The sequence below is a fragment of the Stenotrophomonas maltophilia group sp. Smal32 genome (assembly GCF_030237085.1).
Classification (GTDB): domain Bacteria; phylum Pseudomonadota; class Gammaproteobacteria; order Xanthomonadales; family Xanthomonadaceae; genus Stenotrophomonas; species Stenotrophomonas maltophilia_Q.
Genome location: NZ_JASJSI010000015.1, coordinates 1 through 12337, shown reverse-complemented (window position 1 = coordinate 12337; position 12337 = coordinate 1). Strand labels below are relative to the sequence as shown.

10 protein-coding genes are annotated in these 12337 nt (G+C 66.3%); all 10 read left to right on the top strand.

Annotated features, from left to right (window positions below; genetic code table 11):
• Positions 1-96 precede the first annotated feature (96 nt).
• The 10 genes from rpsB to bamA all read left to right on the top strand — a co-directional run bounded on the left by rpsB (position 97) and on the right by bamA (position 11872).
• Positions 97-903, top strand: a complete 807-nt coding sequence (gene rpsB, locus QRO91_RS05640; protein WP_005408748.1) for a 30S ribosomal protein S2 — start codon at positions 97-99, stop codon at positions 901-903.
• Positions 904-1030: 127 nt separating this feature from the next.
• Positions 1031-1906, top strand: a complete 876-nt coding sequence (gene tsf, locus QRO91_RS05635; RefSeq protein WP_005408747.1) for a translation elongation factor Ts — start codon at positions 1031-1033, stop codon at positions 1904-1906.
• A gap of 275 nt (positions 1907-2181) precedes the next feature.
• The gene (locus QRO91_RS05630) at positions 2182-3720 is read left to right on the top strand and encodes a GGDEF domain-containing protein (RefSeq protein WP_197619992.1); all 1539 of its coding nucleotides are present in this window, start codon (positions 2182-2184) and stop codon (positions 3718-3720) included.
• A gap of 121 nt (positions 3721-3841) precedes the next feature.
• Positions 3842-4570, top strand: coding sequence for a UMP kinase (gene pyrH / locus QRO91_RS05625; RefSeq protein ID WP_005408745.1), 729 nt, complete (start codon positions 3842-3844; stop codon positions 4568-4570).
• 96 nt (positions 4571-4666) lie between these two features.
• Positions 4667-5221, top strand: coding sequence for a ribosome recycling factor (gene frr / locus QRO91_RS05620; protein ID WP_049427358.1), 555 nt, complete (start codon positions 4667-4669; stop codon positions 5219-5221).
• Positions 5222-5226: 5 nt separating this feature from the next.
• On the top strand, positions 5227-5994 hold the full coding sequence (gene uppS / locus QRO91_RS05615; protein WP_049427360.1) for a polyprenyl diphosphate synthase: 768 nt from the start codon (positions 5227-5229) through the stop codon (positions 5992-5994).
• The gene (locus QRO91_RS05610; protein ID WP_100443637.1) at positions 5991-6827 is read left to right on the top strand and encodes a phosphatidate cytidylyltransferase; all 837 of its coding nucleotides are present in this window, start codon (positions 5991-5993) and stop codon (positions 6825-6827) included. The genes uppS and QRO91_RS05610 overlap by 4 nt, the downstream gene beginning before the upstream one ends.
• Before the next feature lie 2 nt (positions 6828-6829).
• Positions 6830-8020 carry a 1-deoxy-D-xylulose-5-phosphate reductoisomerase gene (locus QRO91_RS05605; protein ID WP_285310310.1) on the top strand — a complete coding sequence of 397 codons (1191 nt, stop codon included), beginning with the start codon at positions 6830-6832 and terminating at the stop codon, positions 8018-8020.
• A 55-nt stretch (positions 8021-8075) separates the two neighbouring features.
• Positions 8076-9434 (top strand): RIP metalloprotease RseP, encoded by a 1359-nt coding sequence (rseP, locus tag QRO91_RS05600; protein ID WP_049432376.1) that lies wholly within the window; start codon positions 8076-8078, stop codon positions 9432-9434.
• A gap of 74 nt (positions 9435-9508) precedes the next feature.
• A complete protein-coding gene (gene bamA / locus QRO91_RS05595) occupies positions 9509-11872 on the top strand; it encodes an outer membrane protein assembly factor BamA (protein WP_197619991.1) in 2364 nt (787 codons plus the stop codon).
• Positions 11873-12337 lie beyond the last annotated feature (465 nt).

Genomic DNA, 12337 nt, shown 5'->3' with positions numbered 1-12337 from the left:
CAGGGAAGCCCAACCCCGGAACCGATCGCGCTTCCACGTGTCCCGCATACCTATCCCCGCGGGCGGAATCGCTGGTTCCATATCAGGAGTATTGCAATGCCCCAGGTCACCATGCGTCAGATGCTGGAAGCCGGCGTCCACTTCGGCCACCAGACCCGCTACTGGAACCCGAAGATGGCTCCGTACATCTTCGGCGCCCGCGGCAAGATCCACATCATCAACCTGGAAAAGACCGTCCCGCTGTTCAACGACGCGATGAACTTCATCTCGTCGGTTGCCCAGAAGCGCGGCACCGTCCTGTTCCTGGGCACCAAGCGCAGCGCCCGCGAAACCATCAAGGAAGAAGCCGAACGTTGCGGCATGCCGTTCATGAACCAGCGTTGGCTGGGCGGCACCCTGACCAACTTCCGTACCGTCAAGCAGTCGGTTGCCCGCCTGAAGGAACTGGAAGCCGGTGAAACCGACGGCACCTTCGAGAAGCTGGTCAAGCACGAAGTGCTGGGCCTGCGTCGCGAGCGCGACAAGCTGGAAGCCTCGCTGGGCGGCATCAAGGACATGAACCGCCTGCCGGACGCCATCTTCGTGATCGACATCGGCCACGAAGACATCGCGATCAAGGAAGCCAAGAAGCTGGGCATCCCGGTCATCGCCGTGGTCGACACCAACTACAACCCGGAACTGGTTGATTACGCCATCCCGGGCAACGACGACGCCATCCGCGCCGTGCAGCTGTACGCCCGCGCCGCTGCCGACGCCGTGCTGGAAGGCAAGGCCGCTGCTCCGCACGCCGCTTCGGTGCGCGAAGAGGAGTTCGCTGAAGCCGCTGCCGAAGGCGAAGAGAAGCCGGCCCGCCGCGCTCCGGCCAAGAAGGCTGCCAAGAAGGGCGACGACGCCCAGGCCTGATCCAGGCCCCGGGGTGGACGCCCGGCGTCCACCCTCCCTGCGCGCAGCCCCTTGGCGCGTGACAGGACCGTGTCACACGGGCCGGCCACCATGCCGGCCCTACCCCTTTCTTTCGTGAGGTAATCCCGTGGAAATCACTGCTTCCCTGGTCAAGGAACTGCGCGAGCGCACCGGCGCCGGCATGATGGAATGCAAGAAGGCGCTCACCGAAGCCAACGGCGACATCGACGCTGCTGCTGAAGCCATGCGCAAGTCCGGCGCTGCCAAGGCCGACAAGAAGGCTGACCGCGTGGCCGCCGAAGGCCGTCTGGGCCTGGCCCAGGACGGCGGCAAGGCCGTGCTGGTCGAAGTCAACTCGGAAACCGACTTCGTCGCCAACGATGACAACTTCAAGTCCTTCGTCAACGCCGTCGCCGCTGCCGCCCTGGCATCGGGCGCCACCGACGTGGAAGCCGTGAAGGCTGCCAAGCTGGCCGATGGCCGCACCGTTGAAGAAGCCCGCGCCACCGCCGTGCAGACCCTGGGTGAGAACATCCAGATCCGTCGCATGGTGAATGTCGACACCACCGGCAACATCGGTGCGTATGTCCACACCAACGGCAAGGTCGGCGTGCTGGTCGATCTGATCGGCGGCGACGTCGAGCTGGCTCGTGGCCTGGCCATGCACGTGGCTGCGCTGAAGCCGCCGCACAACAAGGCTGCGGACGTTCCGGCCGACTTCGTCGAGAAGGAAAAGGAAATCGAGCTGGCCAAGATGTCCGAAAAGGACAAGGCCAAGCCGGCCGACATCCTGGAAAAGATCATCAGCGGCAAGATCAACAAGATCGTCAGCGACGTGACCCTGTACGGCCAGACCTACGTGCTGGGCGACACCACCGTCGAGCAGGTGGTCAAGGCCGCTGGCGCCGATGTTGCTGGCTTCAAGCTGCTGATCGTCGGCGAAGGCATCGAGAAGGTGGTGGAAGACTACGCCGCCGAAGTTGCCAAGGCGATGCAGGTCTGATTCCAGCCCTCGGGCTGTGAAACGACCAGAAGGAGCCGCGGGAAACCGCGGCTCTTTTTTTATGTCCGGGACAACGGGAGGCCCATGCTCCACCTGTAGGCGCCCCCGCCTTCTGTGGGTGCGCACCGTTGATGCGCACACCTGCACCTTTGCGTTGCGCGCGAATCAGGCCGATACTCGGCACAGGGAATCAACAGTCATTTAGCAGGAACGAAAATCGCGGACTGTGATGCATTCCTAGGTATTCTTGTCCCAATGGAATTGAACGACCCGACATGCCTCCCGAGCTGACAGCTGCCCTGGCGCTCTGCCGCAACCTGCCCTCGCCACCCGGTATTGCCCTGCGCATCATCGAACTGGCACAGGACCCGGAAGCGGATATCGCCACCGCCGCCGACATCATCGCCATCGACATGGCGCTGAGTGCTCGCATGCTGCGCATCGCCAATTCGCCGCTGTACGCCAGCCGCCGCCGGATCGAGAACCTCGGCCAGGCGCTGACCATGCTCGGCCTGAATGCCACGATCAGCCTCGCCCTCGGCTTCACCGTCACCGAGGGACTGACCGGCGGTACCGGCGCCGACCACGACCTGCGCCAACGCGCCTGGAAGCGCAGCATCCTCAGCGCGCTGGCCGCCAGCCAGCTGGGCCAGGCCCGCGGCCTGCGCCGGCTGGAAGAACTGATGCTGGCCGGCCTGCTGCAGGACCTGGGCGTACTGTGCCTGGCCCAGGCCGAATCGGAGCGCTACCTGCCGCTGCTGCGCAAAGCGCGCGACAACATCGATCTGGTCGCGCGCGAGCGTGACGAACTGGGCTGCAGCCACGCCGAGGTCGGCGCCTGGGTGGCCGAGCAGTGGGGCCTGCCCCGCTATCTGGTGGAGAGCATCAACCACAGCGAAGACCTGGACGCTGCGGAATCGCCATTCCAGGCCTGCGTGCAGCTGTCCGGCGCGGTGGCCGACATCTGGCTGGACGATGACGCCGATGCCGCCCGCGAGCGCGCCCTGCAGCAGGTGCATGACCGCCTTGAACTGGACAGTGCCCGCTTCGACCAGGTCCTGGCCCGCATGAGCGAGGCGCTGCCGGACATCGCCAGCCTGTTCGAGGCCGGCCTGAATTCCCCCTCGCGGGTGCGCGAGCTGATCGACCACGCGCAGGAGCTGGCAACCCTGCGCAACCTGCGCGAGCTGCAGGATGCCGACCAGGCCCGTCGCCGCGCCGACGAATTCGAAGCCCGGGCCAAGCGCCTGGCCGACCAGGCCCATCGTGACGCCCTCACCGGCGTGCTCAACCGGCGCCAGCTGGAAGCCGTGCTGGAGCAGGAATTCCTGCGCGCCGGTCGCCAGGGCTGGCCACTGTCGGTGGCCTTCATCGACCTGGACGACTTCAAGAAGATCAACGACGCCCATGGCCACCTGACCGGCGACGAGGTGCTGCGGGCCTTTGCCGGCAAACTGCAGGGCCAGCTGCGCCACAGCGACACCGTGGCCCGCTTCGGCGGTGAGGAGTTCGTCGCGCTGCTGCCCAACACCAGCGAAACGGTGGCCCTGGACGTGATCCGCCGGGTGCTGGCCAACATCGTCGCCACGCCGATGGCCGAACTGGAAGGCGGCCCGCTGTTCGTCACCTTCTCCGCCGGCGTGGCCACCCAGGGCGGCTACGAACGCTTCGCCGACGTGCAGGACCTGCTGCGCGCCGCCGACGACGTGCTGTACCGCTCCAAGAACCTCGGCCGCAACCGGGTGATCGCGCGCTCCCCCGGCGCCCTCGGCCACGACGAGCTGTCAGCGACCGCGGGCGCCGAGCTGGGCTGAACGGGAAGCCCCGGATGACCGGGGCGAACGCCAGGATTTTGCGCCGCAGTGCACAAAACACTATGGCCTGACGCCGCATGCGCGTAGAATCGCCCGCGATTTCCACGCACCCGAGGTCCCCATGTCCAAGCTCGCCTATCGCCGCATCCTTCTGAAACTGTCCGGGGAGGCGCTGATGGGAGATGAGGACTACGGCATCGACCCGAAGATCATCAACCGCCTGGCCCGTGAGGTCATCGAAGCCCAGCAGGCCGGTGCCGAAGTGGCGCTGGTGATCGGCGGCGGCAACATCTTCCGCGGCGCCGGCCTGGCCGCCGGTGGCATGGACCGGGTCACCGGCGACCAGATGGGCATGCTGGCCACCGTCATCAACGCCCTGGCCATGCAGGACGCGCTGGAGAAGCTCGGCGCCAAGGCGCGCGTGATGAGCGCCATCAAGATCAACGACGTGTGCGAGGACTACATCCGCCGCCGCGCCATCCGCCACCTGGAAAAGGGACGCCTGGTGATTTTCGCCGCCGGCGTCGGCAGCCCCTTCTTCACCACAGACTCCGGTGCCGCCCTGCGCGCGATCGAGATCGGCGCCGACCTGCTGCTGAAGGCCACCAAGGTCGATGGCGTGTACGACAAGGACCCGAACAAGCACAGCGATGCGGTCCGCTTCGACAGCCTGAGCTACGACGAAGTGATCCGCCGCGGCCTGGAAGTGATGGATACCGCCGCCTTCGCACTGGCCCGCGACAGCGACCTGCCGATGCGCGTGTTCGACATGGGCCAGCCGGGCGAGCTGCTGAAGATCCTCAACGGCGAGAACATCGGCACCCTGGTCCAGGGCCGCGATCCGGCCTGAGCCTGAGCGGGCGGCGACAACCGGGCCGATTCAGGCCCGGCAGCGTCCCGTATTCGCCTATAATCGCCCGATTCCAGATACATCCAGGACCGGGCGATGCTCAACGACATCAAGAACAACGCGCAGACGCGCATGGCCAAGAGCATCGACGCTCTGAAGCACACCCTCACCTCCATCCGGACCGGGCGTGCCACGCCAGCCCTGCTGGACCGCGTGACGGTCAATGCCTACGGCAATGCCAGCACCCCGCTGAACCAGGTTGCCTCGATCTCCAATGCCGACGCGCACTCGCTGCTGGTCACCCCGTTCGACAAGGGCATGATCAAGGAGATCGAAAAGGGTCTCTACAACGCCGAGTTCACCCCGAACACGCTGGGCACCGCGATCCGCATCAACATGCCGCCGCCGACCGAAGAGCGCCGCAAGGAACTGGCCAAGCAGGTGCAGAAGGAAGGCGAAGGCGCCAAGATCGCGATCCGCAACATCCGTCAGGACGCGAACAAGGAAATCGCCAAGCTGGTCAAGGACAAAGCGATCAGCGAAGACGAAAAGAAGCGTGGCGAAGACGACATCCAGAAGCTGACCGACGCCAACATCAAGGACGTCGACAAGGTCGTCGCCGACAAGGAAAAAGAACTGCTGTCGGTCTGAAGTCGATGCCTTCAGTCCCGCCTCCGTTGCCGGCCGCCCTGCCCCGCCACGTCGCCATCATCATGGATGGCAACGGGCGTTGGGCACAGCAGCGCCGCCGCCCGCGCGTGATCGGCCACCGCGCCGGCGCGCGCGCGGTCAACCGCACCATCGAGCGCTGCCTTGAACTGGGCATTCCGGCGCTGACCCTGTTCGCGTTTTCCAGCGAGAACTGGGGCCGGCCGCAGGAAGAAGTCGACGCCCTGATGAAGCTGTTCCTCGGCGCGCTCGACCGCGAAGTGGACGAGCTGCACCGGCGTGGCGTGCGCGTACGCTTCATCGGCGAACGCGAGCGCTTCGGTGCCGGACTGGTCAGCCGCATGCAGCTGGCCGAGCAGCGCACCGCCGACAACACCACCCTGACCCTGTCGATCGCCGCCAGTTACGGCGGTCGCCAGGACATCGCCCGTGCCGCGCGCGCGCTGGCCACTGAAGTCGCCGCAGGTCGCCTGCTGCCCGAACAGATCGACGAATCGCTGCTGGGCAGCCAGGTCGCCCTGGCCGACCTGCCGCCGCCGGATCTGTTCATCCGCACCGGTGGCGACACCCGCATCAGCAACTTCCTGCTGTGGCAGCTGGCCTACACCGAGCTGTGGTTCACCGAGGCGCTGTGGCCGGACTTCGATGCCGCCCTGCTGCAGCAGGCGTTGGATGCCTATGGCAGCCGCGAGCGTCGTTTCGGCCTGACCAGCGCCCAGATCGCCGCACTGGCCACCGAGACCTCCAGCCCATGACCAAGACCCGAGTCCTCGCCGCGCTGATCATGGCGCCGGTCGCCATTGCTGCGATCCTGCTGCTGCCCACGCAATGGCTGGCCGCCGCCGCCGCCGCCGTGCTGCTGATCGGCCTGTGGGAATGGCTGAAGCTGGCCGGCATCGAAGACACCCTCGCCCGCACCGTGCTGCTGGTGCTGAACCTGCTGCTGATGGTGCTGCTGGTGTGGGCCGATGGCAGCACGCTGGTACTGTTCCAGATCACCACATTGGCGGGTGTCGCCTGGTGGCTGGCGGCGCTGGTCTGGCTGCGCTTCTTCAACTTCGGCGCACAGCCCACGGCCCCCTCGCGGATCGTGAAGATGCTGGCCGGCACCCTGGCCATCGTCCCGGCCTGGGCAGCACTGGTGCTGATCCATGCCGGCGGTGACCCGCCGGGCAAGCAGGGTCACCTGTGGCTGCTGGCGGCACTGGCACTGGTCTGGGCAGCCGATTCGGGTGCCTATTTCGCCGGTCGTCACTTCGGCAAGCACAAGCTGGCCCCGCGCATCAGCCCCAACAAGACCTGGGAAGGCCTGTTCGGCGGCCTGCTGGCCGGTGTCGCCGTCGCCGTCGGCCTTGGTTGGCTGGCCGGCGTCGACGTCGCCCACCTGCCGGGCCTGCTGATCACCTCGGTGGTGGCGGTATTCGCGTCGGTGCTGGGTGATCTGTTCGAAAGCCTGATCAAGCGTCACGCCGGTGCCAAGGACTCGGGCCACCTGATCCCGGGCCATGGTGGCGTGCTCGACCGCGTCGACGGCGTCCTCGCCGCCGTGCCGGTGTTCGCGCTGGGCAAGGAAATCTTCGGGTTCTGACCATGAATGCTGTCGCAGACCTGCGCCGGGTCGCCGTATACGGCGCCACCGGCTCGATCGGTGCCTCCACGCTGGACGTGATCGCCCGCCACCCGCAGCGCTACCAGGCCACGGTGCTGGCCGCCGGCCGCCAGGTGCAGGCGCTGCTGGCGCTGTGCCGCCAGCACAAGCCCGCGCACGCGGTCATCGCCGATGAAGCGCTGTTCACCGAACTGCGCGACGGCCTGCGCGATGCCGGGCTGTCCACCGAGGCCCACGCCGGGCATGCCGCACTGGACCAGCTGGCAGCAAGCGATGCCTGCGACACCGTCGTCGCAGCCATTGTCGGTGCTGCCGGGCTGTCCTCGACCCTCGCCGCCGCTGCGGCCGGCAAGCGCATCCTTCTGGCCAACAAGGAATCGCTGGTACTGGCCGGCGAACTGCTGACCCGCACCACCGAGCGCGCCGGCGCCGAGATCATTCCGATCGACAGCGAGCACAGCGCGATCTTCCAGTGCCTGCGTTCGCGCGACGCCAGCATCGACGGCGCCGGCGTGCGCCGGATCCTGCTGACCGCGTCGGGTGGCCCGTTCCGCGGCCGCAGCCGCGCCGAGCTGGCCAAGGTCACCCCCGCCCAGGCCGTGGCCCACCCGAAGTGGTCGATGGGCCCGAAGATCTCGGTCGATTCGGCGACGTTGATGAACAAGGGCCTTGAAGTGATCGAGGCCCACCACCTGTTCGCGGTGCCCGGCGAGCGCATCGAGGTACTGGTGCACCCGCAGAGCCTGGTGCATTCGCTGGTCGAGTTCGTCGACGGCTCGACCCTGGCCCAGATGGGCCTGCCGGACATGCGCACCACCCTGGCGGTCGGCCTGGGCTGGCCGCAGCGCATCGAATCCGGCGTGTCCGGACTGGACCTGCTGGCGCAGGGCCGGCTGGATTTCGAGGCCCCCGACACCGACGCCTTCCCCTGCCTGGCGCTGGCCTGGCAGGCGATGCAGGCCGGCGGTACCGCCCCGGCGGTGCTGAACGCCGCCAACGAAGAGGCGGTTTCAGCATTTCTTCAGGGCCGGATCGGTTTCCTGACCATCCCGGAGCTGGTTGCTAACGCTCTTTCAACACTGCCGACCCAGCCAGCCGATACACTGGAGGTCCTGTTGTCCGCCGACCAGCGGGCACGCCAGCTCACCCTGAACGCCATCGACGCCGCCTGAACGACCGCCTCGCCCAGCATGACGCCGCCGCCCCTGCCCGCCACTGTGAGCCTGCATGACTGACTTCATCGGATCGGTCTGGTGGATGATTGTCAGCCTCGGGCTGCTGGTCACGTTCCACGAGTTCGGGCATTACTGGGTCGGCCGCCTCTGTGGGGTCAAGATCCTGCGCTTCTCGGTCGGCTTCGGTCGCCCGCTGTGGTCGCGCCGCGACAAGCACGGTACCGAGTTCGCCATTGCCGCCATCCCGCTGGGTGGCTACGTGAAGTTCCTCGACGAACGTGAGGTCGAAGTCCATCCCCACGAGCGTGGCCAGGCCTTCAACCACAAGACCGTGTGGCAGCGCATCGCCATTGTTGCTGCAGGGCCGATCGCCAATCTGCTGCTGTGCATCCTGCTGCTGTGGGCGATGTTCGTGATCGGCAAGCAGGACTACTCGCCGACGATCGGCCGGGTTGACGGCATCGCCGCCAGTGCCGGCCTGGCCAGCGGTGACCGCGTTCTGCGGGTGGATGACCGCCAGGTCGCCACCCTGGGCGAGGCCAGCATGGCGCTGACCGCCGCCGCCATGGATCGCCGCGACGTCAAGCTTGAAGTACTCGACCCTGCGGACCAGGTGCGCGTGCGCACCCTGCCGCTGTCGCAGCTGCCCGCCGGTTTCGATGAACGACGGGTGCCGATCCTTGCCGGTCTGTATTGGCAGTCGTGGCTGCAGCCTGCGCTGGTCGACTCGCTCACCGCCGATTCGGTGGTCACCGGGCTGCTGCAGCCGGGCGACCTGATCGTCGCGATCGACGGCCAGCGCATCGACAGCGTCGACCAGGTGATCGGCCAGATCCAGGCCCTCGGCCGTGCCGGAGGCCCCGGCATGATCGAGGTCCTGCGCGGCGGTGAACGGCTGGCACTGGAAGTCACGCCCCGCCAGGGCAAGGATGGCAAGGGCAACCCGGTCTGGCAGATCGGCGTCGGCTTCCCCACCACCTACAGCCCCTCCTACGACACCCTGCTGCGCTATGGGCCGCTGGATGCCGTGACCGTCGCCGTACGTGAAACCGGCCGGCTTGCCGCCGATTCGCTGGGCATGATGGGCCGCATCGTCACCGGCAAAGCCTCGCTGCAGAACGTTTCCGGGCCCGTCACCATCGCCCGCGTGGCCAATGTCTCGGCCAAACGCGGCCTCGACTGGTTCCTGCAGTTCCTTGCCCTGCTGTCACTCAGCCTGTGCATCATCAACCTGTTGCCGATCCCGATCTTGGACGGCGGGCACCTGCTGTATTACCTTATCGAGTTGGTCAAGGGCAGCCCGCTGAGCGAGCGCGCCATCGCCGCCGGCCAATACATCGGCCTGGCGTTGCTGGCCGGGCTGATGGGGTTGGCGTTCTACAACGACATCCTCGGCCTGGTCCCGCGATGAACTTTTCCACGTTGTTGCCGTCTACAGCGTCGGCATCCCGCACCAATGAAATCGACCTTCCTACCGGACGTGACATGACGCGACTCCCCAATCGCCGCCTGCTGGCCCTCGCCCTCGCCGCCGTCACCGGCGCTCCCGCCCTGGCCCAGGCAGCCGAGCCCTTCACTGTCAGCGACATCCGCGTCGATGGCCTGCAGCGCATCAGCTCGGGCACGGTGTTCACCTACCTGCCGGTGGAACGTGGCGAGACGATCACCGACAACAAGGTCGGCGAGACCATCCGCGCCCTGTACAAGACCGGCTTCTTCGAAGACGTGCAGCTGGACCGCCAGGGCAGCATCCTGGTGGTGACCGTCAAGGAACGCCCGGCGATCAACAAGCTGACCGTGACCGGCAACAAGGACATCAAGTCCGAGCAGCTGCTCAAGGGCCTGTCCGACATCGGCCTGACCGAGGGTGGCACCTTCGACCGCCTGAGCCTGGACCGCGTGACCCAGGAACTGCGCCGCCAGTACAACGACCGCGGCAAGTACACCGTCGAGATCACCCCGACCGTGAGCCCGCTGGACCGCAACCGCGTCGACATCGCGATCGCCATCAAGGAAGGCAAGGCGGCCAAGATCCGCCACGTCAACCTGGTCGGCACCGAGAAGTTCGAGAGCAAGGACATCCTGGAGACCTGGGAGTCCAAGGAGCACAACTGGGCGTCGTGGTACCGCCGTGACGACCAGTACTCCAAGGAAAAGCTGTCCGGCGACCTGGAAAAGCTCAACTCCTGGTACCTGGACCGCGGCTACGTCGACTTCAGCATCGATTCCACCCAGGTCTCGATCAGCCCCGACAAGCGCGACATGTTCCTCACCGCGGGCGTGACCGAGGGTGCGCAGTACAAGATCTCCGAGATCAAGGTCAGCGGCGACACCATCCTCCCGCAGGAGGACGTCGAGCGCATGGTGATCCAGAAGTCGGGCGACACCTTCTCGCGTGCCCTGCTGGAATTCAGCTCGGACACCATCACCAACTCGCTGTCCAACATCGGCTACGCGTTCGCCAAGGTGAACCCGATCCCGACCACCAACCGCGCCGACCAGACCGTGGCCATCAACATGCAGGTCGTTCCGGGCCCGCGCGTGTCGGTGCGCCGCATCCTGTTCCGTGGCAACACCCGCACCTCCGACGAAGTGATGCGTCGCGAAATGCGCCAGTTCGAGAACAGCTGGTACTCGCAGGCCGCGATCGACCGTTCCAAGATCCGCCTGCAGCGCCTGGGCTACTTCGAGTCGGTGGACGTCGAGACCCCGGCCGTCAGCGGCAGCAACGACCAGGTCGACGTCGTCTACAACGTCAAGGAAACCACCTCCGGCAGCTTCGTGTTCGGCCTGGGCTACTCCCAGTCCTACGGCATGACCACCTCGGTGCAGCTGTCGCAGAACAACTTCCTCGGCGGCGGCAACCGCGTGTCGGTCGAAGCCTCCCGCAGCAGCTACCTGCAGCGCTACGGCTTCAGCTACACCAACCCGTACTTCACCGATGACGGCGTGTCGCTGGGCTACAACCTGTCCTGGCGCGAACTGGACTACTCCGACTTCAACACCGCGCAGTACAACAGCACCAATGGCTCGGCGCAGGTGGTGTTCGGCGTGCCGCTGACCGAGACCGATACCGTCTCGCTGATGTTCGGCATCGACAGCAACCAGATCACCACGTACCAGGGCTCGACCCCGCAGTCGATCATCGATTACATCAACGTGCTGGGCAGCAGGACGTTCCATGCCTGGCGCACGGAACTGGGTTGGGCGCGTGACTCGCGCAACGACTACTTCATGCCGACCCGCGGCACCTATCAGCGTGTTGGCCTGGAAACCACGCTGCCGGGCTCGACCATCGAGTACTACAAGCTGAACTACCAGATCAGCAAGTACTGGCCAATCATGCCCTCGCTGGTGATCAATACCCGCGCTGAAATCGGCTACGGCGACAGCTATGGCAGCGACAAGACCGCCATGGTGCCGGACGAGAACGGCAACCTGCGCCCGGTCACCGCCAAGGGCCTACCGTTCTACGAGAACTTCTACGCCGGCGGCACCAACTCCGTACGCGGCTTCGAGGACAACACGCTCGGCCCACGCGAAGTAACCCGCGGTTATCCGGAAGGCCAGCCGCTGGGCGGTTCGCTGAAGACCGTCGGTTCGGTCGAAGCCTACTTCCCGCGTTTGTTCGACAGCCCGTCGGCCCGCGTGTCGGCCTTCGTCGACTTCGGCAACGTCTACAACGGCGCCGATAACTTCAAGGCCAACGAACTGCGAGTGTCTACCGGTGTAGCCCTGCTGTGGCGCGCCCCGGTCGGACCGATCTCGATCAGCTACGCGTTCCCGCTGAAGAAGGAAGACGGCGACAAGATCGAACGCCTGCAGTTCACGTTCGGTGGGCAGTTCTGACGAACCGCCCTGCGGTTCATCAGAACTGCACGCGCATCCCTCCTATCCCCCGCGCCGTCGGCGCGCCCCCCTTAACAAAGGGGGGCTCTCCACCAGACGGAGCGCGAAGCGCCGGGCACTGCCCGGCGTTTTCGTTTGGCCCGGATGCCGGAAACGCCCGCTCTGCTTTTGATCTTTTCTGTTTTTCCGTGGCTGGCACTCGCGCCACGCCGTCGGAGGTCGGACGGGGCGGGGCTGCGGGGGTGTGAGCCCCCAGGCTTGGGGGCCCCCCCCCACACGGGCGTAGTAGGGCCGCCCCCCCGCCCCCCCCCCCGCGCGCCCCCCCCCATTTCAAATGGACTGCCCGCCGCGCCGGGGCCGTGCCTTTGGATGATAATGCCCCCCCAATTACCCCAATTGCGCTAACCTTTTACATCCCCCCCGTATAAAACCCAATAAAACCCCCCCCCAAACACCGCACCCTTA

What these genes read in the sequence shown, in the direction of transcription:
- rpsB (WP_005408748.1), top strand. Translation starts at nt 97, where the DNA reads ATGCCCCAGGTCACCATGCGTCAGATGCTGGAAGCCGGCGTCCACTTC.
- QRO91_RS05630 (WP_197619992.1), top strand. Translation starts at nt 2,182, where the DNA reads ATGCCTCCCGAGCTGACAGCTGCCCTGGCGCTCTGCCGCAACCTGCCC.
- rseP (WP_049432376.1), top strand. Translation starts at nt 8,076, where the DNA reads ATGACTGACTTCATCGGATCGGTCTGGTGGATGATTGTCAGCCTCGGG.
- pyrH (WP_005408745.1), top strand. Translation starts at nt 3,842, where the DNA reads ATGTCCAAGCTCGCCTATCGCCGCATCCTTCTGAAACTGTCCGGGGAG.
- bamA (WP_197619991.1), top strand. Translation starts at nt 9,509, where the DNA reads ATGACGCGACTCCCCAATCGCCGCCTGCTGGCCCTCGCCCTCGCCGCC.
- QRO91_RS05605 (WP_285310310.1), top strand. Translation starts at nt 6,830, where the DNA reads ATGAATGCTGTCGCAGACCTGCGCCGGGTCGCCGTATACGGCGCCACC.
- uppS (WP_049427360.1), top strand. Translation starts at nt 5,227, where the DNA reads ATGCCTTCAGTCCCGCCTCCGTTGCCGGCCGCCCTGCCCCGCCACGTC.
- QRO91_RS05610 (WP_100443637.1), top strand. Translation starts at nt 5,991, where the DNA reads ATGACCAAGACCCGAGTCCTCGCCGCGCTGATCATGGCGCCGGTCGCC.
- frr (WP_049427358.1), top strand. Translation starts at nt 4,667, where the DNA reads ATGCTCAACGACATCAAGAACAACGCGCAGACGCGCATGGCCAAGAGC.